We start from the raw sequence: 24,258 nt of genomic DNA on the forward strand, positions 1-24,258 counted from the left end.
ATCGAGCCTTCAAGATACCGTTGCACGACAATCAGCTTGAAGGCAGGTGTGTACTTCCCCATAAAACCCCAGAAAGTTAGTGTCCAACTTTCTGGGGTCAGTTCAAAGCCGACCACCTTACAACAGCCCGCCGTCAACGCCCCGCCAGCCACGCCACCAGCGCCGCCGGCTCCATCGGACGTCCATAGTAGTAACCCTGCGCCTCGTCGCAGCCCGCCGCGCGCAGCAGCTGCGCCACTTCCTCCGTCTCCACGCCTTCCGCCACCACCCGGTGGCCGAGGTCGTGCGACAGCTTGATCATGGTCGTCACCAGGGCGCGGGTGCGCTCGTCGCCCTCGATGCCGCGCACGAAAGACTGGTCGATCTTGACCACGTCGGCCGGCATCTCCTGCAGGTAGGCCAGGCTGCTGTAGCCGGTGCCGAAGTCGTCGATGGCGATCTGCACGCCGCCCCGCACCAGCCGCTCCATGGTGTATTGGGCCGCCTTGGGCTTGCGCATCAGGGCGCTTTCGGTGAGCTCCAGCGACAGGCTGCCGGACGGCAGGCCATGGCGCGCCAGGCCGTCCAGCACGCGGTCGCAGAAATCCGGTTCCTCGAGGTTGACGGCCGAGACGTTGACCGCCACCTGCAGCGCCACGCCCAGGTCGCGCCAGTCGGCAAGCTGGCGCATGGCCGCTTCCAGCACCCACTCGGTGGTGGCGCGCGCCAGCGAGGTGCTTTCGACGATCGGAATGAATTCACCCGGCGACAGCGCTCCCTCGGACGGGTGGTTCCAGCGCAGCAGCGCTTCGACGCTGCGGCAGGCGCCGCTGTCCAGGTCGACCTTCGGCTGGAAGGCCAGGTGCAGCTCGCCCGGCTCCCCCAGCGCGCGCCCGAGTTCGCCGATCAGCCAGAAGCGGCGCTGGTACGCGGCGTCCTGTTCAGGCGAGAACACGCGCAGGCCGGATTCGGCTGCGAGCGCATCGTGGGCGGCGCTGTGCAGGTTGCGCAGCACGTCCAGCGGCGCGTCCTCGCCGACCGCGATGCGCACCAGGCCCACCGTGGTGCTGGTCAGGAAGCGGGTGCCGCTTGCAGGCGCGCGTTCGCCCAGCCAGGCAAGCAGCGTTCCGCTGAAGCGCACCATCGATGACTCCGGCGGCGCCATGAATGCGAACTGTGCCGTGCCCACGTGGTAGACCTTGCCGCCGCCGGCGAGCTGGCGCAGCGCCGGCACCGCCGAACGCACGATCTCGTCCAGGTGGGCGCTGCCCATCACGCGCATGGCGTCGCTCAACTGCTCGGGGCTGGCCAGGCTGACCAGGGCCGCCAGTTGGGCGCTGCCGCGCTCCGCGTCCAGGCCGAGGTCGCCCACGTCGCCGAGGAATTGATTACGGTTGGGCAGGCCGCTGATCGGGTCGATCCGGCCCAGCGCATGCTGCAGTTCGATCTGCGACATCACCATGGCCGCCAGGTCCTGCAGGGCCGCCCTGTCGGCCTCGCTCACCGAACGCGGTTCCAGTCCGAGCACGCACATCGCGCCGAGGCAATGGCCGGTCTTTGTTACCAGGGGCGCGCCCAGGTAGAAGCGGATGCCGCTTTCCGCCAGCGGGCTGTGGCGGAAGTTGGCGTCCTCGAGCAGGTCGGGCAGCGCCCGCACCTGGCCGCTCTCGGCCACCGTTGCGCAGGGCGCGCGCAGGCGCGGAATGGTATTGTGCCCGATGCCGACCTTCGACTTGAACCACTGCCGGTCGGCGTCGGTCAGCGACACCGCGGCGATCGGCAGCTGGAACAGCTGAGCGGCCATGCGCGTGATGCGGTCGAAGGCCTCGCTCGGCGCGGTATCGAGCAGTTCCAGCTGGCGCAGGACATCGAGCCTGCCGGCTTCCTGCAAAAACGGATCGTACAGTGTATTCATGGGGCCTTGGCGCTAGCACCCCAAAAGGAGCACGTATTTATCGGAATTGACGATTTCGAGCCCTATTCTTGGGCTTAATAGTGCACGAAGTCAATAGATTTTCGATTCTAACAAGCATATTCGTCAAATATTGTCGCGTTTCGGGTAGAATGCGTGCACCTACTACAAATTAACAAGACCATGATCGAGGACGACCCCATCCTGACGACGCGCGAAGCGGCCCGGCTGCTGGGGGTGGCCGTCAGCACTGCCCAGATCTGGATGGAGAGCGGGGCGCTGCCGGCATGGAAGACGCCCGGCGGACACCGGCGCGTGCGCCTGAGCGCGGTGCGCCAGCTGCAGGCGCAGCAGCGTGATGGCGGCGGCGTCCCGGTACAGCCGGATGGCGCAGCTGCAGCGGCACCTGTCCCAGGCCCCCTGCCCGCTTACGAGACGCCGTCGAGCCAGGTCCTGCTCGATACGCCGCCCGAAGAAGTCTTCGACCGCCTGGCGCGCCTGGCCGCGCAGGTGACGGACTGTCCGATGGCGCTGTTGACGGTGCTGACCCCGGAGCGCCAATGGTTCAAGGCCCGCTTCGGCGTCGACCTGCTGGAAACGCCGCGCGAGTGGGCGTTCTGCAATGGGGCGCTGGCGAGCGGACAGCCATTCGTGGTGGGCGATGCGGCCAAGGACACGCGCTTTGCCGCCAATCCGCTGGTGACCGCGGCGCCGCACGTGCGCTTCTACGCCGGGGTGCCGCTGGAAGATGCACAGGGACAGCGCTTCGGCACCCTGTGCGTGCTCGACCGCGAACCGCGCCGGCTGCGCGAGCGCGAACTGCGCGCGCTGCGCGAGCTGGCCGCGATCGCGTCGGAAGAAATCAAGCGGCGCGGCTGATACCCGATGGCGTGCTAGCATGGCGTGGCCGCCTCCCGCGGTCAGCTCTCCCGGAGATGCCATGCGTCCGCCCTTCCTTTTCTCGCTCCTGCTTTCCGCCGCGCTGTTGGGCGCCCTTCCCGCGGCCGCTGGTCTTGTCCCCGGCGCATGCAGCGGCCGCGTACTCAAGTGGGAATGCGTCGGCGTGCTCACGATCGTCACCCCGACCGACACGATCAGCCTGCGTTTCCATGACGACGACACGACCCTGGTCGAAGTCACACGGCCGTCGGAAACCCAGCGCATGCTGGTCACGCCCGGCGGCGTGTGGTTCCAGGGCGTACCGCCAGACCAGCCGCCCGGCCGCAATCCCTTCCTTCACCTGCCCGAAGGGGCGATCATGGGCATCCACCTGCTGGGCCTGGCCTTTCCTGAAGGCCCGGATACGGTGCCGGAAACGGAGACGGCGAAGCTGCTCGAACTTGGCCGCGAACGCATCGGCGTCAGCGCCGCGCGCGATATTGGCGGTACGATCCGCTACACCATCAGCGAACGGGGCAAGCTGCTGGTGAAGGGAGAATACCGTGCCGGCGAACTGGCGCCGCCGTCCGCGGGGATCGACCTGGCCGGGTGGACGCGCGGCGACAAGCCGCAGCCTTTCATCAAACTTCCCGCGGCCGAGACCCGCTACTAGTCCGGCGAAGCAGCCGCCTGCTGCTTGCGGACGAAAGCAATCACGGTATTGCGGATGGTCTTGAGCACGGCGTCGGCCTTGAACGGCTTGACGATGAAGCCATGCACGCCGCGCCCGAGCGCATCCTGGATGGCGCCGGCGTCGAGCGTGCCGGACACGATGAAGATCATCGCCTTCGGCAGCTGCACGCGCAGTTCCTCGACGATGCGGCTGCCGTCCTCGACCTGTTCGCGGGCGATGCAGACGATCTGCGGGCGGTGCTTCATCGCCATCAGCAGGCCGGCCGCGCCGGTGTGCCCCTGGGCGACCACCTCGTAGCCGCCGTCCGTCAGCACGGTGTTAAGCAGGCCGCGCGCGATGGCGCTGCCGTCCACGATCAATGCCTTGAGCATCGTCTCATCCCTTCCATTTCCACCTCAGTGCAATTCATACGCGAGCATGTTCCAGGTGACCCCCAGCCGCACGTCCAGCTTGAGCTCGACCAGCCGGCGCGACAGGGCGAGTATCTCACGCTCGGCGCGCAGCCTTTCGCCCAGGGGCGTCTTGAGGATGCCGGCGCCGGCCATCACGGCGTCCAGGCCGCCGTAGGCATTGAGCAGGCGCGCCGCCGTCTTCATGCCGATCTTCGACACGCCCGGCACGCCGTCGGTCGGGTCGCCCATCAGCGCCAGCAGGTCGTGCAGCAGCTCGGGCGCCACGCCGAAGCGCTGGCGTACCCAGGCATCGTCGTGCCATTCGTTCCTGAAATGGTCCCACACCAGCGCACCCTGCGCGATCAGGATGTGCAGGTCCTTGTCGGTGGTGGCGACGATGGCCTCGCCCCGCCCTTCCTGCAGCCAGCGCATGACGCCGGTGGCGATCACGTCGTCGGCCTCGACCTCGGGCAGCGCCAGCACGTGCAGGCCGGCCTGGCGCAGGCGCTCGTGGAATCCGGGCAGGGCCTCGCGCAGCGGCGCGGGCATGGGCGCACGTCCCTCGCGGTAGCGCGGGTACAGGGCGTGGCGCCAGTTCGGCCCGCCGTAGTCGAAGGCCGCCAGCACGTGGGTCGGCGCATGCGTTTCCAGCACCGTGCGGAAGGACGAGAACGCATGGCGCAGCGCGATGCTGGCCTTCAGGTCGGAATCCGGTTCGGGGCTGGCTTCATACACGCGGCGCACGATGTTCAGGCCGTCGATCGCGAGCAGCTTTCCCTGTTTGTCCATGGTGGTACGGTGTCGGGGTGGTTGCGGCGCCGCCATGATAAACCGGGCAGCGCGCGCCGCCTAGCAGCGCGTCATTGCGCCGCGCCCTGCACTTCCTGTTCGTACCACGCGCGCACGACGGCGCGCTCGGCCTGCGTCATATTGGTCTGGTTCCCGTAAGGCATGAACTGGGTCTGGACCACGTTCACGTAGATGCGGTAGGCGTCGGCCCGGATCTGGTCCTGGGTGTCGAAGCGGATGCCGCGTGGGGCGCTGTGGAAGCCGCGCATCGTCGGAGTCACTGAATGGCAGGCCACGCAGCGCGCACGCACGATCGCTGCGACTTTCGGGAAGGCCGGCGATGCGGCGACCATGAGCAGGGCTTCGTTCACCAATGCGGCGCCTTCGGCCTCGCTGGTGGCGGCCGTCACGCGGGCCAGCACCTGGCGCAGCGCCGCGCCGGCGGCATCGCCGTGGTAGATGGCGGCGCGCTCCGGCGTGTCGAGTGCGGCGGTGAAGGCTGCCGCCACGTCCACCTTGCGCTCGAACACGGCAAGATCGCCGGCGTGCGCGCCGGCCAGCAGCGCCACCGGCACCTGGCCGCGCGTGAGTGTCCCGCTGGAGAGCAGGCCGGCCCAGAAGGCCAGCCCGCCAGAGTCGGCGTCGCGGTTGAACAGGTTGCGGTACATGGCAGCCACCGCCGCCGCATCGCTGCCCGCATACAGGGCCGCGGCTTCCGGACTGCCGGCGAGACTGTCGAGCACCTGGCGCAGGCCGGGGTCGCCGGCGTAGCGCGCGCTCATGGCCCGCATGTCCGTCGACAGGCCGGCGGCGCGGCTGGCGCCCTTGAAGAAGGCCAGGCCCTCCGGGTCGGCGGCGCGGCCGAGGTAGGCCAGGTAGAGCCGCTGGGCGATGCGCATGTGGTCGGTCTCGTCCAGCGCGATGCCGGTGGCGCTGGCGGTGCGCGCCGCCGGCGCGGCGTCGTCCACGGCATTGCCGCCGCAGCCGGCCAGCAGCGCGGCAGTGCCGGCCAGCGCCGCGACGGTGCGCAGGGAACGGGCCGGCATCATGGGCTGTACGGGTTGTACTCGATACCACCCTCGATCGCGGCGATGACCTGGGCCCGGTTCTCGGCGCTCTCGGCGAACTGCGCCAGCAGGTCGGCGCGCGAGAAGCCGGCCTTGATGGCCTTGACCCAGAAGTCGAAGCCCGCCTGCTCCGGCGCACGGTGCAGCACGTTGTTGTACAGCTTCCCGACGTATTCCTCGGCAGTCGGGTTGGCCCCGAACTTCGCGATTGCTTCTGCCGAGGAAAGGAAACCTTCTGCCACCGACACCACGCTCGTGCCGTGGTCGAGATTGAACATCCAGAAGCCCAGCCCTCCGGCGTCGGCGGGACGGTCGAAGGCGGCCTGGTAGATACGGTAGGTCATCCCAGCGGCGCCGTCGATGTCGAAAGCCACCGCGCTCTTGTCGCCGAACAGCACGCGCTCGACGCCGATCAGGTGGTCGACACCGCCGGCCTTGGTCGCGCGGATGCTGCCGTCCTGGTTGCGCGCAAAGCTGACTCCCGTGCGCGCCCCTTCATACGTCACGAAGTCGACGCCGGCGCCGCCATCGATCTGGTCGGATCCGCTGCTTCCAGCGATGCGGTCGCTGCCGGCGCCCGCGAAAATGGTATCGTCTCCTGCCGAGCCGGCCAGATTATCGTTGCCGTTGCCGCCGCTCACGCTGCCCGATATCTGGCGCACGGCGACGAAGCCGATGTAGTCGTTGCTGCCTTTGGCATCGGTAACGGTAAAGACGAAGTGGTCTTCGCCCGCATAGCCACGCTGTGGCGTATAGACATAATCGCCGGCCGGCGTCAGGGTCAGGCTGCCGTAGAGCGGTGCGGTCTTGAGCAGGTAGCTGACCGAGGCACCATTGCTCGCATCCGGGAGCTTGCCCGACGTCGCCGCATTCTGGTCGACCGCGATGCTGGCATCGGCTGCGAGACCGGCCGCGTTAAAGCCGATGCTGCCATCGGCGAACTGCAGCTTCTCGATGTTCACCAGGGTATCGAAGCCGGCGCTGCCGTCGCGTGCAGTGACGAAGACCTTGCCGAACCCGGTGCTGAGCAGATAGTCGGTGCGCTGCCCTTCGAACACGGCGATGTCGGTGCCGGCACCACCGTCGATCCAGTCGTTGCCCAGGCCGCCACGCAGGCTGTTGTCGCGGGCGTTGCCGGTGAGGACGTCGTCGTATTGCGAGCCGGTGACGGTTTCGATCCAGCTGCCCGGGGTGATGGCCAGGTTATCGACCGCCACTGCGCCGGCTTTCGTGACGCCCACGCTCGACAGCGCGCCCGGGGTCAGGTCGATCGACACGCCGATCATCGAGCCTGACGCGTCGATAGTGTCGTTGCCGCCGTCATCGGTGATGCTGGTCTGGCCGTTGAAGCGCGCGGCGTCAAGCTTGTAGACCGTGTCGGTAGTGTCCACGGCGCGCGTACCGTACAGATAGCGCAAGGCCGCAATGTCGAGTGCGCCCCAGGTCGAGGGAAACAGGCCATCGCTGCTGGCGCCGTGGGCCATTACCGAGTAGCTGGTGACGTCGTCCTGCTCGCGCCACTGCGCGCTCCACAGGTCGCCCGCATCGACGTTGCGCGGGTGGCGCAGGCCGAGCGCATGGCCGATTTCGTGCAGCAGCGCCGCGTAGCCTTCGCTCCCGGGCGTCAGGTCGCGCAGCGAATCGATGTCCATCCAGACCTGCCCGGCGTTGGCCATGCCCGGCATGGCAGCCACGCCTTTGGTATTGGCCTGGGCACTGGCGCCGAACAGCAGCTTGGAAGCGCCCGGCGCTACTTCGCGGAAGCTCAGGCCGGTGAGCTTCGATACGCTGTCGAGAATGGCGCGCACGGCGGCCTTCTGCGCTTCGGTGAAGGCGGCGAAACCGGTGGCGCCGGGGCCGCCTTCCGGCGCGGCAGTGGCGAAGGCGAAAGTGAGTTCGACAGATGTGCCTAGCCCGGTTGCGACGTTCCAGCGCTGGCTGTCCAGACCAGTGAGGCCCTCGCGCGCCATTTGTTCGGGCTGGATGAAGTCGGCAACTGTGACGATGAGATCTGACCTGTCGATGCGCAGCCGCTCCACGTTGCTGAACGTAATCTGGAATTCTTTCCTGCCGGCAAAGGTGATGGTACCGCTGCGGCCGTCGACCGACACCGAGATCTGTAAATCGGAAAATTTAACTGGAACTCCGCCATTTTCACCGATGAAATCCGGCATGTTGATCAGGTCGTCACCATCTCGGCCATCCACGATGGTCTTGCCACCCCCGACGTAGAACTCGTTGTCCAGGCGGCTGCCATAAAAGGTGCTGTCGTTCCAATTGCCGCCGACACGGCGCACGTCGACCAGCGTATCGCGGGTTCCCCAGCCGTCCTGCGCCCATCCGGCTTCGAGGTCGACGACGACAGCGCCGGGACTGTCCCAGTAGGCGGCGATCAGAGAGCGCCACCAGTCGCTGCTCGGCAGCTGTTCGATACGGTCATTGCCAGCGCCGCCGATGATGTTTCCCAAATAGACCCGGATGACATCGTTGCCGCCCTGGCCCCAGATGTCGTCCCACTGGTCCTCGACCTTGGTGTGCGTGAACTGGTCATCGCCGTCCGTGAGCTTGATTTCCATGAGGTCTAGGCATGCAGGAGGTTGATGGTCTTCTGGCTGAAGTTGGCCAGATTAGGGAAGACCTTGTCGAAGTCCGACGACGGCACGCCGAGCCACTGCATCAGCGTGGCGCCGACCTGATCGGTCGAAATAGTCGGGACGAAGCGTCCTCCGCCGTTCGGGTCGGAATCGTCGGGGCCTTTCAGCGTCAAGCTCGGCAAGGTGCCGACCACCTGGCTGCCGCGCACCGGGCCGCCCATGGCGAACCAGTGATTGCCCCAGGCGTGATCGCTGCCGCCGCCGGAGGCCTGGCGCAGGGTGCGTCCAAAATCGGTCATCATCAACGAGATCACGTTCTGGTCCATGCCGGCCGCGATGTTCGACTGGTCGAACGCCTGCAGTGCTTTCGCCAGGGTAGCCAACTGGGCGTCCTGGCTGACCGGGGCGGTCCCGCGCTGGGCCGCATGGGTGTCGAAGGAACCCCACTGGACCAGGAACACCTGGCGCTTGAAACCGCGCTGCTTGAACACGGGCAGCAGGGACGCCAGCTTGCGCAGCGAGCGCGATAGTTCATCGCTGCCGAAATTGCCGGATGGCGCCTTGGCCAGAAGACTGACCTGGGTGAACAGCGTCGATTCGGTGACGGCGCCGCCAAAGGTGCGCGCATACTCTGCCTGATACTTGTTGGCGAACTGCCAACGCGCCATCCGGTTCAGCGCCTGGGCCGCCGGCGCCTGCGGCTGGGCCAGGTCGGCCTGTCCCCAATAGCGCGAGTCCCAGGCGCTGAGGAAGGACACCGGCGAATTGCGGCCGAGGACCAGGGTCCGGTCGTTGTTCATCGTTACTGCATTTGCCTGATTGCGCAGCGAGGTCGGCAGTAGCTCGAGTCCGCGCCCGGCCCAGCCGCTGAGATCGCTGTCGCCCAGCCAGCCCTGTTGCCACATCACCTGGTCGCTGTGCGACAGCAGAAAGGAAGGCACCGAGACGGTACGTTCAATCACCTGGCGCGCCGTCGCCGGCGCCACCAGCGGGCCGGCATTGGCAATCCAGGCGAGGCGGCCGCTGTTGTAGAGCTGCGCCAGCGGCGCCAGGGCCGGATGCATGCCGTAGGTATGTCCGCCACTGCTGCCCGACATGGATGCCAGCACGCTCTTGTTGAGTGCCAGTTCGGGACGCGCGGCGGCATAGTCGTTGTAGGCGCCGTCGGTAGGCACCAGGCTGTTCAGGCCATCGTTGCCGCCGGTGAGGAAGACGACGACCAGGGCGCGGTAATCGTCGCCAGCCGCCAGGGCCGGACCGGATTCAAGCAGGCTCGATGCGCCGAGCAGGCTGACGACCGGCGCCGTGCCGGCGAAACGGAGAAAGTGGCGGCGGTCCATTAGTGGATCACTCCATAGTAGGGCGTCGCCAGTGCGAATTGGAGCAGGCTGATCGCTTTTTGGTTAGGGCTGGCTCCCCAGGTGGTAGGGGCGAGTTCGATCAGGTTCTGGCGAAGCGTGGCGGGCATGGCGCCACGGAAGAAACGTTCGCTGACGAGATCGGCAAAAGCTTGGGGCGAATTGCTGTACGCACGGCCGAATGCATCCACATCGCAGAAAGCGCTCGCCTGCTGGCCGCCATCCGCCAGGCCGGTAGTGAGGCGGAAAGAGAGCTCGCTTGCATTCAGCAGCCGCTGCTCGGGCGCGAGCAGGTTGCTGCCCGGTGCGCGATCGGTCGGCGCGTAGAAGCTGAACACGCTAGCTGGATCGAAAGGATTCTGGGACGGCTGGATAGCGCCGCCATCACGCCAGTTCAACCTGCGGGTGCAGCCGAGTCCGCGCAGCAGGCCTGTGTACCACAAGAGAGGTTCGCGCATCTTGCCAAATTCCGCGGTATCGGCGCCGATCTGGTCTCCCCGACGTGCCTCGGCGTCGAGCAGGACCGCCTTGATCAGTGCTTTCATGTCGCCGCCGCTACTGCGGAATACCGTAGCAACGCGCGCGATATAAGCAGGGCTTGGATCGCTCGTGACCAGGTGCTGGATCAGGCGCAGGCTGACGAAAGGCGCGATGTTCTGGTGCGCCATCAGGAGCGAAACGATGGTATCGAGTTCCTGTCGCGCCTCTACGCCGGCGGGAAAGGCGCGTCCCAGAACCACCTTGGCGCCGCGGTCATGTGCCGCGCGCCAGGTATCGGGAATCAGCTCGCCGTCATAGCTGCGAAAATCAGTACCCTCGAAGTCGCCATTCCGGCGCCAGCCGGTCAGGGCACGCGCCAGCTCTTCCACGTCCTTCTGGCTATAGGTCTCGATCGGTTTGCCGGCCTGGTCGCGCTGGATGCTGCCGTCGAGGTTAAGCTTGACGACGCCCAAGGTGAATAGCTGCAGCAGCTCGCGCGCATAGTTCTCGTTCGGCGCGCACCAGCGGCATTCGTCGCTGGTCGGACGATTCTCGAGGTTGTCCAGGAACACACCCATGGATGGGTTTATCGTCACTGCACGGATCAGCTCGCCGTAATTGCCAAATGCGTGCTTCTGCAGGAAATTCGAGTAGGCCAGGCCACCGTAGGGGCTGACTTTGTTGACCGACGTGACGATGAATTGCGACAGCGACCAGCTGACACGCCGACGCAGCTGGTCCGGTGCATTGATGAACGACCCATACAACTGCGCGTTCATGAAAATGTAGGCGTTGTTCGCCTGTTCAAATATCTGGCTGTCGTATCTTGCGATCGGGCTAGGGTCGATCAGCGACACCGGCAGCGCAAATTGCTCGTCGATCCAGCGCTCGAAGCCCTTGGCCTGGATGTCCGCCACGAGCGCCGGCGTGGCGCCGAAGCTGACCTGGTCGGCGAAGCGTGCCGCCGCATAACGGGTCACCGGGGTGCTTGCCACCGCCTTGACCTGGCCGGCCGAAGCGCTGAACTGGGGAGCCGGCTGGCCGGCGTCGCGGTTGCATCCGGCGGCAAGCGCCAGGACGACAGGAATCAGCCATGCCCGCGAGCGGGACGGGCGCAAGAAGGTGGGCATGTGAACTCCAGCAAGGATATTGCTGAGATTATTGCACGCTAGAATTCACAAACACCTACCAAGATTTAATAATTTTCACACTTGTGGTTAAAAACCTACTCACTTCGCATAGTCGTACTTTCCGCCTCGCTCCAGGGCGCGCCCATAGGCCGGGCGCGCATGGATCCGCTGCAGAAAAGCCGACAGCTTTGGATACTGGCTGCCCAGTCCACCGCGCGAGGCGGCCGCTTCCAGCGCAAAGCTCATCTGGATGTCGGCGGCGCTGAATTCCTCGCCGGCGAACCATTCGGACTTGCCCAGTTCGCTTTCCAGGAAATCGAGCTGGTTGCGGATATTCGGGTTGATGAAGCTTTCCTTGACCTTGCGTGCAATGGCGCGCGCGATCGGTTTCGCAAAAAACGGCAGCGGGCCGTTCTCGACCTTGTCGAAGACCAGCTTCATGAGCAAGGGCGGCATCGCCGAGCCCTCAGCGAAGTGCAGATAGTAGGTGTAGCGCAGGCGCTCGGGCGTACCTTCGGCCGGCACCAGGCGTCCGTTGCCGTAGCGCCTGGTGAGGTATTCGACGATGGCGCCGGACTCCGCCACAACAATGTACTCGCCCGGGCCGTCGTCGGTGATCACCGGCGACTTGCCGAGCGGATGCACGGCCCTGAGTTCCGGCGGCGCCAGCATGGTCTTCGGGTCGCGCTGGTATTTCTTGATCTCGTAGTCGAGTCCGAGCTCCTCGAGCAGCCACAGGATGCGCTGCGAGCGCGAGTTGTTCAGATGGTGGACGACGATCATGGGCTTTCCCCGGGGAATTCGACAGGCCGCCAGCTTAGCATGCCGTGCGCGCCTTAACAGATGCGGCGGGCGGGGCATCGTATGCTGTGTCCATGAGCGGATCGGTCCACATCGGCATCTCCGGCTGGCGCTACGCGCCGTGGCGCGGCGTGTTCTATCCGAAGGGACTGGTCCAGCACCGCGAGCTCGCATACGCGGCCAGCCGGCTGCCCACCATCGAGATCAACGGTTCCTTTTATTCCTTGCAGCGGCCCGAGAGCTATGCCGCCTGGCATGCGGCCACGCCACCCGGCTTCGTGTTCGCGGTGAAGGGCAACCGCTTCATCACCCACATGCTCAAGCTGAAGGACATCGAAGGCCCGCTGGCCAATGTGCTGGCCTCGGGCGTATTCGCACTGCGCGAGAAGCTCGGTCCCTTCCTGTGGCAATTTCCCCCCATCGTAAAATTCGAGCCACAACGCTTCGAGCGCTTCCTGTCGCTGCTGCCCCAGGACACCGACAGCGCCCTGGAGCTGGCCCTGCAGTACCAGCCGCGCATGGAAGGCCGGGTGGCGCTCGAGGCCGGGCCAAAGCGCCCGATGCGCCATGCGGTGGAGATCCGCCACGAAAGCTTCATGGACCCGGCCTTCATTGCGATGCTGCGCCGCTACAACGTGGCGCTGGTGGTGGCCGACACGGCCGGCCGCTGGCCCCTGTGCGAGGACGTGACCGCGGATTTCGTCTACATCCGCCTGCATGGCGACAAGGAGTTATATGCGAGCGGCTACGAAGACGCGTCGATCGCCGCCTGGGCCGCGCGCATCCATGCCTGGCGCCAGGGCCGGCAACCGGCCGGTGCGCGGCTCGTCTCCCGCACGCCGCCCCCGGCTGCGCGAGCGCGCGACGTCTACTGCTACTTCGACAATGACATCAAGGTGCACGCGCCCTACGACGCGCTGAGGCTGATCAAGGCCGTGGAAGACTTGCATGGAACGGCCGGGTGAAACTGCTGTCTATCCCAGGCGTACACCGCCCGGGAGAACATCATGATCTTGCTTCGAGTAAGTACCCTTGCCACAGCCCTGTTGTTGCCTGCCGCCCTGCTCGCTGCCGAGAGCGCACCCTTGAAAATCGCAAACGGTGTGCTCGTCAATGCCGCCGGCATGACGGTCTACACGTATGACAAGGATGAGGCCGGCAGCGGCAAGAGCAGTTGCGTCGCCACCTGTGCGAAACACTGGCCGCCCGTCATCGCCGCGGGCAGCCCGCGCCCGCCCTACTCCGTGCTCACGCGCGCGGACGGCAGCAAGCAGCTGGCGCACGGCGGCAAGCCGCTGTACACCTTCGTGAAGGACAAGAATGCGGGAGACAGGACCGGCGATAGCGTGGGTGGCGTCTGGCACGTCGTCCGCGTGGCGGAGCCCTGAACGCCCTAGCGCCGCTCGTGGATCTTGATGACCTTGCCTTTACCGGCGGCAGGCGGCGCCGGCTCGGTCGGGCCGCAGGTATTGCAGCTCTTGCAGCCGCTGCCGCAGCTGGCCGACGTATCCAGCCACTTCACCAGCCCCGATTGCCGCCCGCCTTGCGACAGGCGGTGCACGATCGCGCGGCGCCAGCTGTCCGGCAGGTACTTCGCGCCGACGTACAGCACGGCCAGCGCGACGATGATCCCGGCGATCAACTCCTGCCACATACCCGGGCGCCCCTCAGCTTCCCGTGACGAACAGCGTCACGCGGTAGACGATGAAGGCCGCCACGTAGGCCAGGCCGAACATGTAGCCAGCCATGATCCAGGCATAGCGGCGATTGCCTGTCTCGCGCGCCACGGTAGCCAGCGTCGGCAGGCAGTGTGGCGCGTAGACGTACCAGGTAAGGAGCGACAGGCCGGTGGCCAGCGACCACGATTGCGCGACCAGTGGCGCCAGCGCGCTGGCGGCTTCGTCGCCGCCCGACAGGGCGTAAACCTGTGCCAGCGCGCCGACCGCCACTTCGCGGGCGGCCATGCCCGGCACCAGGGCGATCCCGATCTCCCAGCCGAAGCCGATCGGCGCCAGGATGACTTCCAGGGCACGGCCGATCATGCCGGCCACGCTGTAGTAGATCGGCGGGTGGGTGGCGCCTTCCGGCGCGCCCGGGAAGCTCGACAGCACCCACAGCAGGATCATCATGGTGAGGATCAGGGTGCCGACGCGCTTCAGGAAGATCTTGGCGCGTTCCCACAGGCCCGAGGCCAGCGCGCCAGGCTGCGGCCAGTGGTAGGCCGGCAGTTCGAGCATCAGGGCCTGCTGCTTGTACTCGCTGCGGCGCTTCATGAACCAGGCCACCGCCATCGCGCTCAGGATGCCGGCCATGTACAGCGCGAACAGCACCAGGCCCTGCAGGTTGAGGCCGCCGGCGACGATGCGGTCCGGGATGAAGGCGGCGATCAGGAGCGCATATACGGGTAGTCGCGCCGAGCAGGTCATCAGGGGCGCGATCATGATCGTCACCAGGCGGTCGCGCGGATTCTGGATGGTGCGGGCGGCCATGATGCCGGGAATCGCGCAGGCAAACGAGGACAGTAGCGGCAGGAAGGCGCGGCCGGACAGGCCCACGCTGCCCATGATGCGGTCGAGCAGGAAGGCGGCGCGCGGCAGGTAGCCCACGTCTTCCAGCAGCAGGATGAAGAAGAACAGGATCAGGATCTGCGGCAGGAACACCAGCACGCTGCCGACGCCGGCGATGATGCCGTCCACGATCAGGCTGTGCAGCACGCCTTCGCCCAGCAGCAGGCCGACCTGTTCGCCCAGTAGCCCCACCCCTGCCTCGATCAGGTCCATCGGCGTGCCGGCCCAGCTGAACACGGCCTGGAAGATCAGGAACATCAGCGCGGCCAGGATGACCGGGCCTGCGACCGGGTGCAGCACCACGTTGTCGATCTTTTCGGTCAGGTTGCCGCGGTCGCCGCTGGCCGAGACGGCCAGGTCCAGGATGCGGCGCACTTCACGCTGGGTCTGCTCGACCGGCACCGCGTCGATGGCCGAGAGCGGTTGCGGCTTGACCGGCGCATCGAAGCGCATGCGGTCCAGCGCGGCCAGCAGGGCCTGCTCCCCGCCCGACTGGATGGCGACGGTTTCGACCACCGGCATGCCGAGTTCCGCGGAGAGTTTGGCGGTATCGATGGCAATGCCGCGCTTTTTCGCCACGTCGACCATGTTCAGGACCAGCACCATCGGCAGTCCGAGACGCTGGAGTTCCAGTACGAGGCGCAGGTTCAGGCGCAGGTTGGTGGCGTTGACCACGCACAGGATGGCGTCGGGCGCGGCCTCGCCGGCGCGCAGGCCGGCCACCACGTCGCGCGTGATGGCTTCGTCCGGCGTCTGCGCACTGAGGCTGTAGGCGCCCGGCAGGTCGAGGACGCGGAAGGCGCGGCCCTGCGGCGAGGTGAAGCTGCCTTCCTTGCGCTCGATGGTCACGCCGGCATAGTTCGCGACTTTCTGGCGCGCACCGGTGAGACGGTTGAAGAGCGCGGTCTTGCCGCAATTCGGATTGCCGAGCAAGGCGACCAGCGGCGTGCGCGACGCCACCTGCTGTTCCATCACGCCCATGCTTATTCCGGCTTGATCGAGACGAGCGCCGCTTCGAAGCGGCGCAGTGCGAAGGTCGACTCGCCGACCTTGACCGCCAGCGGACCGCCCAGCACGCGCTTGAGCACGCGGATGCGCTCACCCGGCACGAAGCCCAGTTCCATCAGGCGGCGCTGGACGTCGAAGCCGCCCTGCGGGGCATGCGGCGCCAGGTGGACGACGGTAGCGCTCTGGCCCGCTTTCAGCGAGTCGAGGGTGGTCAGGGCGGGGGCTAGGGTCATGGCAGCTTCCAAAGGTTGTGGCGCCGATGAGACAGCGCCTGGAACGATACTGCCATGATAAACCTAAATGCGAATTATTTCTATTTGCAGCCTGACATGGATGGGCCGTCAAGCGCAAAAAAGTGCGCACGATACGTAAAAACCACTTGCGTTCGCCGTCGAGTTTACAGAAAATGGCAACGCAAATGAGAATGATTCGCGTTTTGTAGCAAAATCAGCAAGGGTGACCACCACATGATCGTCTGTGTCTGCAACAACATCTCCGACCGTGAAATCCGCCAGGCCGTCGACCTGGGCATCACCTCGGTGGCCGAACTGCACAAGGAACTGGGCGTCGGCACCATGTGCGGCAAGTGCGTCAGCTATGCACGCGAAGTTCTGCACGAACACCTCGACAGCAAGACCACGGTGACCGAAGTGCGGCGCGTCCCGCAGGCCGCCTGATTGCGCCCGCTGCAGCGCCGGCCAACCCAATCATCTCTCACGGCCCCGCCTCCAGCGGGGCTTTTTTTCGCCCTTGTTTTCCCTGTTTGGCGCGGTACTGAGAAGCGTTTTCAGAGTGGACTGAGAACGGTTTTTATTCCGCTCGACATTCACGATTTTTCGCGCATTTCAGGGGGATTTTTCGGCTTTTTCGCGGCATTTCGACCGGAATTCGACTGCTTGTTTGCTATCATGGAGCCCATTCAAAATCATCAAGGGCATCACATGAAAGGCGACCAGAACGTTCTCCGTTTGCTGAACGCACAGCTGACCAACGAACTCACCGCGATCAACCAGTACTTCCTGCACGCGCGCATGTACCGCCACTGGGGTTTCGGCAAGCTCGCCAAGAAGGAATACGACGAATCGATCGGCGAGATGAAGCACGCGGACAAGCTGATCGACCGCATCCTGATGCTCGACGGCCTGCCGAACCTGCAGGCGCTGCACAAGCTGCTGATCGGCGAATCGACCCAGGAAATGCTGGAATGCGACCTCAAGCTCGAGCGCGCGGCCCAGGTGACGGTCAAGGAAGGCATCGCGGCGGCGGAAGCGGCTGCTGACTACGTGACCCGCGACCTGTTCCTGATGATCCTCGAGGATACCGAAGAGCACATCGAGTGGCTGGAGACCCAGCTGGACCTGATCGTGAAGGTCGGCATCCAGAACTACCTGCAGAGCCAGATCAGCGAATAAGCGTTCTTGCGCTGCTGCTAAAGAAAAACCCCGCCGGTGCGGGGTTTCGTTTTTTCAGCGCCACTTCCTCATCCACTGGTCGTAGAACCCCAGGTCCCGCGGCACCGCCCCGGGAATCGCGCAGATCGCCCCCGCGAATTCGTTGGCCCGCGCCAGGCTGGCGTCGAGCGGCCAGTCCCGCATCTTCCCCAGCAGGAAAATCGCCGAGAAGGCGTCGCCCGCCCCGACCGTGTCGATCACGAAGGGCGGCGCCGGATTGTCACGGTGCATCAGCACCTGGCCGTCCGCGCCGAAGTACACCGAGCCGCGGTGCCCCAGCGTGACGATCAGCGCATCGAGCGAGAACATCTGCAGCAGCGCCTGGCAGGAGGCGTGCACCTCGTCGGCCGCCAGCGGCGGATCGTTCGGCTTCATCTGGAAGTACCACCCGAACATCGCCTGCAGTTCTTCTTCGTTGACCTTGGCGATGTTGGCTGCCTGGAGCGAGCGCGTCACCACGCGCTCGTCGACCTGGCCGTCGCGCAGGTTCAGGTCGAGGTAGCGCAGGGCCGGCGTGGCGTCGATCAGCGACGTCAATGTGGCGCGCGAGCGCTCGTTGCGCTGGGCCAGCGTGCCGAAATAGAAGATGCCCGGCTGCGTCCCTGCCAGCGCCGCCCTGGCCTCGGCGCGGTCGATGAAATCGTAGGCCTGGTTCGGCAGGATCGTGAAGCGGTGGCCGCGCGCGCTGCGCTCCACCAGCACGCGGCCGGTTTCCTCGATGGCGTCGAGCTGCAGCCCGGCTTCGCTCATCGCGAAGCGTTCGAACTCGGCGCGCACCGCCTGCCCTGCCTTGTCGTTGCCGATCCGGGTCAGCATCAGCTGCGGCGCCATGAAGGCGGCCAGGTGGCGGGCGACGTTGAAGGGCGCGCCGCCGACCACCTGTTCGGTCGTGAAGTCGTCGACCAGCGCTTCGCCGAATACGACGGTGGTGGCGATGGATGATGCCTGGGCGCTCACGCGACGAAGGGCACGGTATCGCGGAACGACGCGCGCTCGGCGAGTTTGTCGGCCAGGCGCGCCAGGTTCGGGTAGTCGGTGCGCCAGTCGATGTCGGGGAAGCGGAAGGCAAGCCAGCCCAGCGCGCAGCCGGCCGCGACGTCGGCCAGCGTGTAGTGGACACCCATGCAGTAGGTGGCGTCGCCCAGCCTGGTGGACATCTCGCGCAGGCCCGCATGCACCTTGCTCATCTGGCGCTCGATCCACTTGGCGCTTTGCTGCTCAGGCGCGCGTTCGCGCCGCTCGAGGAAGACGAGGATGGCGGCATCGAGCACGCCGTCGGCCAGCGCTTCCCATACCTTGACTTCGGTACGGTCACGGCCGTTCGGCGGCAACAGCTTGCACACGGGGGAGATGGTGTCGAGGTACTCGGCGATCACGCGCGAGTCGTACAGCGTGCTGCCGTCTTCCATGACGAGACAGGGAATCTTGCCCAAGGGGTTGACCTGCTGGATCATGGTCTCCGGAACCCAGACGTTTTCCTGTTCAAAGCTGAAATCGAGCTTTTTTTCCGCCATCACGACGCGGACTTTTCGCACAAAGGGACTGGTGAAGGAACCGATGAGTTTCATACATGCCCGGGTAAGAAGATTGGGTGCCAGTATAGCACCGGCGATCCGGCGTCCGTCTGCGCCAGGCGGCCCCATCCGGGCCCCGGGGAAGGGCGCGCACAAGGCCGCGCGCCCTTCCCGGTGGTAAAATCCGCGTTTTTGCACGGACCGCCCGCCATGACCTCTACCGTATCCTCATCTGCCCCGTCGGCTACCTTGTCGGCCCTGTCTCCGCTGGACGGCCGCTACGCCTCGAAAACCGACAAGCTGCGCCCGATCCTGTCGGAAGCGGGCTTCATGCACCACCGCGTGAAGGTCGAAATCGCCTGGCTGCAGGCATTGTCGCAGGCTGGCTTCCCGGAGATCAAGCCATTTTCGCCGGAAGCGAACGCTCACCTCGAGCGCATGGCCGCACACTTCGGCGAAGCCGAAGCCGCGCGCATCAAGGAGATCGAGGCGGTCACCAACCATGACGTCAAGGCGGTGGAGTACTGGCTCAAGGAGCAGGTGAAGGACGTGCCGGAACTGGTGGCGGCGAGCGAATTCATCCACTTCGGCTGCACCTCGGAAGACATCAACAACACCTCGCACGGCATGATGCTGAAAAGCGCGCGCGACGGCGTGCTGCTGCCGGCGCTCCAGAACATCATCGCCAGGCTGACCGAGATCGCGCACACCAACGCCGCGCTGCCGATGCTGTCGCGCACCCACGGCCAGACCGCCAGCCCGACCACCCTGGGCAAGGAATTCGCCAACGTGGTCGCGCGACTGCAGCGCGCCGCCAGGCGCATCGCCGACGTCGAGATCCTCGGCAAGATGAACGGCGCGGTCGGCAACTACAATGCGCACCTGTCGGCCTACCCGGGCTTCGACTGGCCGGCGTTTTCGAAGGACGTGATCGAGAACCGCCTGGGACTCGTGTTCAATCCGTACACCATCCAGATCGAGCCGCACGACTACATGGCCGAGATGTTCGACGCCATCGCGCGCGCCAACACCATCCTGCTCGACCTGAACCGCGACATCTGGACCTACGTCTCGCTGGGTTACTTCAAGCAGAAACTGAAAGCCGGCGAAATCGGCTCGTCGACCATGCCGCACAAGGTCAACCCGATCGACTTCGAAAACTCGGAGGGCAACCTGGGCCTGGCCAACGCGGTGCTGCGCCACATGGCCGAGAAGCTGCCGGTCTCGCGCATGCAGCGCGACCTGACCGATTCGACCGTGTTGCGCAACATCGGCGTCGGCTTCGGCTACGCCTTGCTGGCCTACGACAGCTGCCTGCGCGGCCTGAACAAGCTGGAAGTGAATGCGGCCCGCCTGGAAGCGGACCTGGACGCGAGCTGGGAAGTGCTGGCCGAGCCGGTGCAGACCGTGATGCGCCGCTACGGCATCGAGAACCCGTACGAGCAGTTGAAGGAACTCACCCGCGGCAAGGGCATCACCCGCGACGCGCTGCAGGAGTTCATCGGCAAGCTGGCGATTCCGCAGGACGCCAGGGACCTGCTGCTGGCGATGACGCCGGCGAACTATACCGGCCTGGCGGCCGAGCTGGCGGCGGCCATCTAAACGTAGGGTGGACGGCTTCGCCGTCCGCGCGTTCAAGTCACGGGAATGCTGCCCGCGCGGCTGTTCTCCCACTGGTTGAACGCGCGGTCGGCAGAGCCGACCACCCTACGAAACCTTCAATACTCCCACATCACTTTCACGCCGAGCCGCCGCTCGATCTCGGCACGGTACACGATCGTCCCGTATTCCCCATGCCCGCCGGTGAGGTTCTCGCCGGTCACGGCCACTTCCAGTCCCGGACGGATGCGCCAGCCGAAGCGCGCGTCCAGGGCCGTGTAGGCCGGCACTTCGGGGAAGGACTTGCCCGCCACCTTGCGCAGGGTGAACTCGACGTCGCGCCGGTCGTCGATGCCGTAGACGGAGCGCAGCTGGAAGGTGTGCGCCGGATCGCGGTCCGCCACGCGCGTGGCGCCAAGGTCGCGGCTGCCGGGCTTCAGGTGCAGCTTCTGTTTCATCGCCGTCCAGCCGGCCGACAGGCGCCAGCGCGGCGCCGCCTGCCAACTGCCCCAGGCCTCGATGCCGCTGGAGCGCCCTTCCATCAGGCTGTCGAAGACGATGAAGCCGCGCGGATCGCTTTCGGTGGTGCGCAGGTAGTCGTAATCGTGGTGGAACAGCGTCACCGAATACGCGAGCGGCGCCACCGGATTGCCGCGGTAGCCCAGCTCGAACACCTGCGCCACCTCGCCGCGTACGTGCGGCCCGCCGCGCAGCAGGAACGGCGCGCGTCCCGGCAGGTAGGCGTCGACGTCGAGCCGCGACGGCGCGCGCACGGTGCGCGAGGCCGCCGCCCACAGCGCGTGCTGGGGCGACAGGCGCCACGACAGGCGCGCGCTCGGCAGCCATTCGACGCCGGTGTACTCGTTGTATTCCAGGCGGCTGCCCAGGGTCAGGTACCAGTCATCGCGCAGCGCGATCTCATCCTGCGCGAACAGGCTGGCCCACTGCTGCGTGGTGCGCGCCGGCAGGAAGGCGACGACGGCGGTGTTGTCGACCCGGTCGCGGCTGTGGCGGTAGTTCGCGCCCCATACGATCCGGTGGCGGCCCGCCGGCGCCAGCGTGTGCTGGAACTGCAGGTCGGTCGTGTACAGGCGCTCGCCGAACAGCGGCGCGGCGCGGCGCAGCGTGTGGTCGAAGTAGGCCTGCGTCATCAGGCTGCCGCCGTCGTCCAGCGCATGCTCCCAGCGCGCGGTCAGGTTGACGCCGTCGGAACGCACCTTGCCCAGGGTGATTGGCACGCCGGGGGCATTGATCTCGCCGGGGGCCGGCTGGTCGAAGCGGCCGCGGTAGGCGTTGCCGATCAGGCTGAAACGGTCCGGCCCCCGCTCCCAGTCGGCGCGTGCGCCCACCAGGGTGCGGCGGTAGGCGTCGTCGACCGGCCTGCCGCTGGCCAGATCGCTGTCTTCGCGCCGCGTGGTCTTGCCGAAGGCGCGCCAGGCGATGCCGCCGGCGGTGGCGCCGCCGTGGCGGAAGCTCGCCGTGACGCCGTCGGTCGCGGCCTGCAGCACCGCCAGGCTGCCCTGGGTGTCACGCGCGGAGCGAGTAGTGATGTTGATGACGCCGTTGACGGCGTTCAGGCCCCACAGCACCCCGCCCGGTCCGCTGATGACCTCGATGCGCTCGACGTCCTCCAGCAGCACTTCCTGCGCGTCCCAGAACACCCCGGAAAACAGCGGCGTGTAAACCGAGCGGCCGTCGATCAGCACCAGCAGCTTGTTGGAGTAGCTGTTGCCGCTCGTGTTCATGCCGCGCGCACTGATCGAATAGGCGTAGCCGTTGATGCGCGCGACATGCAGGTTCGGCGCCAGGCGCAGTGCTTCGGGAAGCGTGGCGGCGCCCGAGCGGCGGATGTCGTCGCCCGTGATGACGAACACGGCCGCGGCTGCATCCTGCAGGCGCTCCGGCCGCTTCGACACCGACATCACCGGAATATTGGCCAGCTCTTCGATCGTCAGGTCGGCCAGGTTCTCGGGCCGGTTGTCGAGATTGTCGGCAAGCGCGGGAAGCGCCAGCATAGCGAGGCAGGCGACGGCAATACGTTTCAGCGCGAGGGATGGCGAACAAGGCGTGCTTGGATGGGTAAGCATATTGTTTTCTGGCACCGAATCATGACGCCAGTAATGTCTAATAAATGAATATTGCCCGGATTTTACATTCCGCCAGCCATGCCTGTGCAGTTTTTCAATCCGTGCTAGTGTTCTGAGCGGAAAAAGCACCTGGCAGCGGCATATGGTAAAGACTGGTATAGTTAGTTCTAACGCGTACAACTTTCCAAAAACAAATCTTTATGCATCGCTACACCACTACGGCCATCGTCCTGCACTGGCTGATCGCGCTGCTGATCATTGGGACGTTCACGCTCGGACTGGTGATGACCGATATCCCCGGCATCACGCCCACCAAGCTCAAATACTTCAACTGGCACAAATGGGCCGGCGTCACCGTACTCGGGCTGGCTGCGCTGCGCCTGCTGTGGCGGCTGCTGCGCCACCCGCCCGCCTACGCCGACGAGATGCCGGCCTGGCAGCGCGGTGCGGCCCACGGCCTGCACTGGCTGCTGTACATCCTGATGTTCGCGGTGCCCCTGTCCGGCTACTTCTACAGCCTGGCTAGCGGCTATCCGATCGTCTGGTTCGGCGTGCTCGAGCTGCCGGTGCTCATCCAGCCGGACCCGGCCCTGAAACTTGCATTGAAGGATGTCCACTACTGGCTCAACATGCTGCTGGCCCTGCTCGTCGGCCTGCACGTGGCGGCCGCGTTCAAGCACCTGCTCGTCCATCGCGACGGGGTGATGGCGCGCATGCTGCCTTTTTCTTCCCGTTAGGAGTGTCGATGAAACCAATCAAGAGCCTGCTGCTGGCTTCCCTGTTTGCCAGCGCCCTCGTCGGCGCCGCGCCGCTGAAGACCGATCCTGCGAAAAGCAGCGTGACGGCCACCTTCAAGCAGATGGGGGTGCCGGTCGAGGCCAAGTTCAAGCAGTTCACCGCGCAGATCGACTACGACGCCGCCAAGCCGGCCGCATCGAAGGCGGCGGTCGAGATTCAGACGGCCAGCCTCGACCTGGGCGACCCGGACTACAACAAGGAAGTCACCAAGAAGGAATGGTTCAATACCGCGCAATTCCCGAAGGCGAGCTTCGTGTCGACCGCGATCACGCCGGCCGGCGCAGGCAAGCTCAACGTGGCCGGCAAGCTGACCATCAAGGGCCGCAGCGCCAACGTAAACTTCCCCCTGAGCGTGAAGACGGAAGCGGGAAAACAGGTATTCGAAGGACAGCTGCCGATCAAGCGACTGGCCTTCAACATCGGCGAGGACGAGTGGAAGGACACGAGCATGGTCGCCGATGAGGTTGTCATCAAGTTCCGCGTCGCAGCCCAGTAACAGCAACTCACCTCAACACTTCAGCAAGGAATAGTCTTATGAAAATCAAGCACCTGATCGCCGCCCTGGCCGCTTCGAGCACCCTCGGCGCCGGCTTCGCCTTTGCCGCCGACACCTACAAGATCGACCCGAACCACACCTACCCGAGCTTCGAGGCCGACCACATGGGCATCTCGGTCTGGCGCGGCAAGTTCAACAAGACCGACGGCACCGTGACCCTGGACCGCGCCGCCAAGACCGGCAGCATCGACATCGTCATCGACACTACCAGCATCGACTTTGGCCATGACGGCATGAACGCGCACGCCAAAAAGGCGGACATTTTCGATGTCGAGAAATTCCCGACCGCGACCTTCAAGGCCAAGTCGATTACCTTCACCGGCGACGTGCCCACCTCGGCAGCGGGCGAGCTGACCCTGCACGGCGTGACCAAGCCGCTGACCCTGACCATCAACAAATTCAAGTGCGTCATGCACCCGCGCCTGAAGCGTGAAGTGTGCGGCGCGGACGCCAGCGCTACCTTCAATCGCGGCGACTACGGCATCACCTTCGGCCTGCCGGCCTTCTCGCCGGAAGTGAAGCTGGCGATCCAGGTGGAAGCGGTCAAGCAGTAATCGCTTTTCCATGGAAAAAGCCTCGGCGCCGCAAGGCCCCGAGGCTTTT

24 protein-coding genes are annotated in these 24,258 nt (G+C 65.7%); 10 read left to right on the forward strand and 14 right to left on the reverse strand.

Features of this window, described 5'->3' with window-relative positions:
• Window positions 1-133: 133 nt before the first annotated feature.
• Complete coding sequence (locus AC56KL_RS19965) at window positions 134-1,894, reverse strand: putative bifunctional diguanylate cyclase/phosphodiesterase (RefSeq protein WP_497181920.1); 1,761 nt, start codon at window positions 1,892-1,894, stop codon at window positions 134-136.
• 180 nt (window positions 1,895-2,074) lie between these two features.
• On the opposite strand from AC56KL_RS19965, the gene AC56KL_RS19970 reads away from it, so the two are divergent.
• Window positions 2,075-2,770 (forward strand): GAF domain-containing protein, encoded by a 696-nt coding sequence (locus AC56KL_RS19970; protein WP_497181921.1) that lies wholly within the window; start codon window positions 2,075-2,077, stop codon window positions 2,768-2,770.
• Window positions 2,771-2,831: 61 nt separating this feature from the next.
• Window positions 2,832-3,443: a hypothetical protein gene (locus AC56KL_RS19975; RefSeq protein WP_497181922.1), complete on the forward strand. Its 612-nt coding sequence runs from the start codon at window positions 2,832-2,834 to the stop codon at window positions 3,441-3,443.
• On the opposite strand, the gene AC56KL_RS19980 is transcribed toward AC56KL_RS19975, so the two are convergent.
• The 7 genes from AC56KL_RS19980 to AC56KL_RS20010 form a co-directional block, all read right to left on the reverse strand.
• Window positions 3,440-3,835: an ANTAR domain-containing response regulator gene (locus AC56KL_RS19980; RefSeq protein ID WP_497181923.1), complete on the reverse strand. Its 396-nt coding sequence runs from the start codon at window positions 3,833-3,835 to the stop codon at window positions 3,440-3,442. The genes AC56KL_RS19975 and AC56KL_RS19980 overlap by 4 nt on opposite strands.
• Window positions 3,836-3,859: 24 nt before the next feature.
• Window positions 3,860-4,645: a 5'-3' exonuclease gene (locus AC56KL_RS19985; RefSeq protein WP_497181924.1), complete on the reverse strand. Its 786-nt coding sequence runs from the start codon at window positions 4,643-4,645 to the stop codon at window positions 3,860-3,862.
• Between the two features lie 71 nt (window positions 4,646-4,716).
• Window positions 4,717-5,694: a DUF4214 domain-containing protein gene (locus tag AC56KL_RS19990; protein ID WP_497181925.1), complete on the reverse strand. Its 978-nt coding sequence runs from the start codon at window positions 5,692-5,694 to the stop codon at window positions 4,717-4,719.
• Window positions 5,691-8,288, reverse strand: a complete 2,598-nt coding sequence (locus AC56KL_RS19995) for a DUF4214 domain-containing protein (protein ID WP_497181926.1) — start codon at window positions 8,286-8,288, stop codon at window positions 5,691-5,693. The genes AC56KL_RS19990 and AC56KL_RS19995 overlap by 4 nt, the downstream gene beginning before the upstream one ends.
• 5 nt (window positions 8,289-8,293) lie before the next feature.
• Entirely contained in the window at window positions 8,294-9,646 is a 1,353-nt protein-coding gene (locus AC56KL_RS20000) for a DUF1501 domain-containing protein (RefSeq protein WP_497181927.1), read from the reverse strand.
• On the reverse strand, window positions 9,646-11,274 hold the full coding sequence (locus tag AC56KL_RS20005; RefSeq protein ID WP_497181928.1) for a DUF1800 domain-containing protein: 1,629 nt from the start codon (window positions 11,272-11,274) through the stop codon (window positions 9,646-9,648). Before AC56KL_RS20005 ends, AC56KL_RS20000 begins: the two co-directional genes overlap by 1 nt.
• A 99-nt stretch (window positions 11,275-11,373) precedes the next feature.
• The gene (locus tag AC56KL_RS20010) at window positions 11,374-12,057 is read right to left on the reverse strand and encodes a glutathione S-transferase (RefSeq protein ID WP_497181929.1); all 684 of its coding nucleotides are present in this window, start codon (window positions 12,055-12,057) and stop codon (window positions 11,374-11,376) included.
• 92 nt (window positions 12,058-12,149) lie between these two features.
• Between AC56KL_RS20010 and AC56KL_RS20015 the strand changes: the two genes are divergently transcribed.
• Both AC56KL_RS20015 and AC56KL_RS20020 read left to right on the forward strand, forming a co-directional pair.
• Window positions 12,150-13,040 (forward strand): DUF72 domain-containing protein, encoded by an 891-nt coding sequence (locus tag AC56KL_RS20015; RefSeq protein WP_497181930.1) that lies wholly within the window; start codon window positions 12,150-12,152, stop codon window positions 13,038-13,040.
• A 120-nt stretch (window positions 13,041-13,160) separates the two neighbouring features.
• Window positions 13,161-13,463 (forward strand): COG4315 family predicted lipoprotein, encoded by a 303-nt coding sequence (locus AC56KL_RS20020; RefSeq protein ID WP_497181931.1) that lies wholly within the window; start codon window positions 13,161-13,163, stop codon window positions 13,461-13,463.
• 5 nt (window positions 13,464-13,468) lie between these two features.
• Here AC56KL_RS20020 and AC56KL_RS20025 read toward each other — a convergent pair whose 3' ends face one another.
• Genes AC56KL_RS20025 through AC56KL_RS20035 form a run of 3 tightly spaced genes read right to left on the reverse strand, consistent with a single transcriptional unit; the run spans window position 13,469 to window position 15,883 of the window.
• Window positions 13,469-13,729 (reverse strand): DUF6587 family protein, encoded by a 261-nt coding sequence (locus tag AC56KL_RS20025; RefSeq protein WP_497181932.1) that lies wholly within the window; start codon window positions 13,727-13,729, stop codon window positions 13,469-13,471.
• Window positions 13,730-13,742: 13 nt separating this feature from the next.
• A complete protein-coding gene (gene feoB / locus AC56KL_RS20030; RefSeq protein WP_497181933.1) occupies window positions 13,743-15,623 on the reverse strand; it encodes a ferrous iron transporter B in 1,881 nt (626 codons plus the stop codon).
• Between the two features lie 2 nt (window positions 15,624-15,625).
• Entirely contained in the window at window positions 15,626-15,883 is a 258-nt protein-coding gene (locus AC56KL_RS20035) for a FeoA family protein (protein ID WP_497181934.1), read from the reverse strand.
• Between the two features lie 234 nt (window positions 15,884-16,117).
• Between AC56KL_RS20035 and AC56KL_RS20040 the strand changes: the two genes are divergently transcribed.
• Together AC56KL_RS20040 and bfr are read left to right on the forward strand one after the other, a co-directional pair.
• Window positions 16,118-16,327: a (2Fe-2S)-binding protein gene (locus AC56KL_RS20040; protein WP_497181935.1), complete on the forward strand. Its 210-nt coding sequence runs from the start codon at window positions 16,118-16,120 to the stop codon at window positions 16,325-16,327.
• 264 nt (window positions 16,328-16,591) lie between these two features.
• Window positions 16,592-17,062 carry a bacterioferritin gene (gene bfr / locus AC56KL_RS20045; protein ID WP_027866505.1) on the forward strand — a complete coding sequence of 157 codons (471 nt, stop codon included), beginning with the start codon at window positions 16,592-16,594 and terminating at the stop codon, window positions 17,060-17,062.
• A gap of 54 nt (window positions 17,063-17,116) precedes the next feature.
• Here bfr and AC56KL_RS20050 read toward each other — a convergent pair whose 3' ends face one another.
• Window positions 17,117-18,058: a PfkB family carbohydrate kinase gene (locus AC56KL_RS20050; RefSeq protein ID WP_497181936.1), complete on the reverse strand. Its 942-nt coding sequence runs from the start codon at window positions 18,056-18,058 to the stop codon at window positions 17,117-17,119.
• Window positions 18,055-18,669 (reverse strand): glutathione S-transferase C-terminal domain-containing protein, encoded by a 615-nt coding sequence (locus tag AC56KL_RS20055; protein WP_497181937.1) that lies wholly within the window; start codon window positions 18,667-18,669, stop codon window positions 18,055-18,057. The genes AC56KL_RS20050 and AC56KL_RS20055 overlap by 4 nt, the downstream gene beginning before the upstream one ends.
• A 156-nt stretch (window positions 18,670-18,825) precedes the next feature.
• Between AC56KL_RS20055 and purB the strand changes: the two genes are divergently transcribed.
• Window positions 18,826-20,217: an adenylosuccinate lyase gene (gene purB / locus AC56KL_RS20060; RefSeq protein ID WP_497181938.1), complete on the forward strand. Its 1,392-nt coding sequence runs from the start codon at window positions 18,826-18,828 to the stop codon at window positions 20,215-20,217.
• 116 nt (window positions 20,218-20,333) lie between these two features.
• Here the strand turns inward: purB and AC56KL_RS20065 are convergent, their stop codons facing one another.
• Entirely contained in the window at window positions 20,334-22,229 is a 1,896-nt protein-coding gene (locus tag AC56KL_RS20065) for a TOL_0244 family TonB-dependent receptor (RefSeq protein WP_497181939.1), read from the reverse strand.
• Between the two features lie 272 nt (window positions 22,230-22,501).
• Between AC56KL_RS20065 and AC56KL_RS20070 the strand changes: the two genes are divergently transcribed.
• The 3 genes from AC56KL_RS20070 to AC56KL_RS20080 are packed head-to-tail and all read left to right on the forward strand — an operon-like array spanning window position 22,502 to window position 24,209.
• Complete coding sequence (locus AC56KL_RS20070; RefSeq protein WP_497181940.1) at window positions 22,502-23,038, forward strand: cytochrome b; 537 nt, start codon at window positions 22,502-22,504, stop codon at window positions 23,036-23,038.
• An 8-nt stretch (window positions 23,039-23,046) separates the two neighbouring features.
• Window positions 23,047-23,595: a YceI family protein gene (locus AC56KL_RS20075; RefSeq protein WP_497181941.1), complete on the forward strand. Its 549-nt coding sequence runs from the start codon at window positions 23,047-23,049 to the stop codon at window positions 23,593-23,595.
• Window positions 23,596-23,633: 38 nt separating this feature from the next.
• Window positions 23,634-24,209 (forward strand): YceI family protein, encoded by a 576-nt coding sequence (locus AC56KL_RS20080; RefSeq protein ID WP_497181942.1) that lies wholly within the window; start codon window positions 23,634-23,636, stop codon window positions 24,207-24,209.
• Window positions 24,210-24,258 lie beyond the last annotated feature (49 nt).

Source organism: Telluria sp. ZB4P34, from assembly GCF_059686055.1.

Excerpts from the sequence above, each read along its gene's own strand:
- AC56KL_RS19995 (WP_497181926.1), bottom strand. The coding sequence starts at position 8,288 with ATGGAAATCAAGCTCACGGACGGCGATGACCAGTTCACGCACACCAAG.
- AC56KL_RS20035 (WP_497181934.1), bottom strand. The coding sequence starts at position 15,883 with ATGACCCTAGCCCCCGCCCTGACCACCCTCGACTCGCTGAAAGCGGGC.
- AC56KL_RS20025 (WP_497181932.1), bottom strand. The coding sequence starts at position 13,729 with ATGTGGCAGGAGTTGATCGCCGGGATCATCGTCGCGCTGGCCGTGCTG.
- AC56KL_RS20080 (WP_497181942.1), top strand. The coding sequence starts at position 23,634 with ATGAAAATCAAGCACCTGATCGCCGCCCTGGCCGCTTCGAGCACCCTC.
- AC56KL_RS19980 (WP_497181923.1), bottom strand. The coding sequence starts at position 3,835 with ATGCTCAAGGCATTGATCGTGGACGGCAGCGCCATCGCGCGCGGCCTG.
- AC56KL_RS20055 (WP_497181937.1), bottom strand. The coding sequence starts at position 18,669 with ATGAAACTCATCGGTTCCTTCACCAGTCCCTTTGTGCGAAAAGTCCGC.
- purB (WP_497181938.1), top strand. The coding sequence starts at position 18,826 with ATGACCTCTACCGTATCCTCATCTGCCCCGTCGGCTACCTTGTCGGCC.
- AC56KL_RS19970 (WP_497181921.1), top strand. The coding sequence starts at position 2,075 with ATGATCGAGGACGACCCCATCCTGACGACGCGCGAAGCGGCCCGGCTG.
- bfr (WP_027866505.1), top strand. The coding sequence starts at position 16,592 with ATGAAAGGCGACCAGAACGTTCTCCGTTTGCTGAACGCACAGCTGACC.
- AC56KL_RS20010 (WP_497181929.1), bottom strand. The coding sequence starts at position 12,057 with ATGATCGTCGTCCACCATCTGAACAACTCGCGCTCGCAGCGCATCCTG.
- AC56KL_RS19990 (WP_497181925.1), bottom strand. The coding sequence starts at position 5,694 with ATGATGCCGGCCCGTTCCCTGCGCACCGTCGCGGCGCTGGCCGGCACT.
- AC56KL_RS20075 (WP_497181941.1), top strand. The coding sequence starts at position 23,047 with ATGAAACCAATCAAGAGCCTGCTGCTGGCTTCCCTGTTTGCCAGCGCC.
- AC56KL_RS20065 (WP_497181939.1), bottom strand. The coding sequence starts at position 22,229 with ATGCTGGCGCTTCCCGCGCTTGCCGACAATCTCGACAACCGGCCCGAG.
- AC56KL_RS20015 (WP_497181930.1), top strand. The coding sequence starts at position 12,150 with ATGAGCGGATCGGTCCACATCGGCATCTCCGGCTGGCGCTACGCGCCG.
- AC56KL_RS19975 (WP_497181922.1), top strand. The coding sequence starts at position 2,832 with ATGCGTCCGCCCTTCCTTTTCTCGCTCCTGCTTTCCGCCGCGCTGTTG.
- feoB (WP_497181933.1), bottom strand. The coding sequence starts at position 15,623 with ATGGGCGTGATGGAACAGCAGGTGGCGTCGCGCACGCCGCTGGTCGCC.
- AC56KL_RS19985 (WP_497181924.1), bottom strand. The coding sequence starts at position 4,645 with ATGGACAAACAGGGAAAGCTGCTCGCGATCGACGGCCTGAACATCGTG.
- AC56KL_RS20070 (WP_497181940.1), top strand. The coding sequence starts at position 22,502 with ATGCATCGCTACACCACTACGGCCATCGTCCTGCACTGGCTGATCGCG.
- AC56KL_RS19965 (WP_497181920.1), bottom strand. The coding sequence starts at position 1,894 with ATGAATACACTGTACGATCCGTTTTTGCAGGAAGCCGGCAGGCTCGAT.
- AC56KL_RS20040 (WP_497181935.1), top strand. The coding sequence starts at position 16,118 with ATGATCGTCTGTGTCTGCAACAACATCTCCGACCGTGAAATCCGCCAG.
- AC56KL_RS20005 (WP_497181928.1), bottom strand. The coding sequence starts at position 11,274 with ATGCCCACCTTCTTGCGCCCGTCCCGCTCGCGGGCATGGCTGATTCCT.
- AC56KL_RS20000 (WP_497181927.1), bottom strand. The coding sequence starts at position 9,646 with ATGGACCGCCGCCACTTTCTCCGTTTCGCCGGCACGGCGCCGGTCGTC.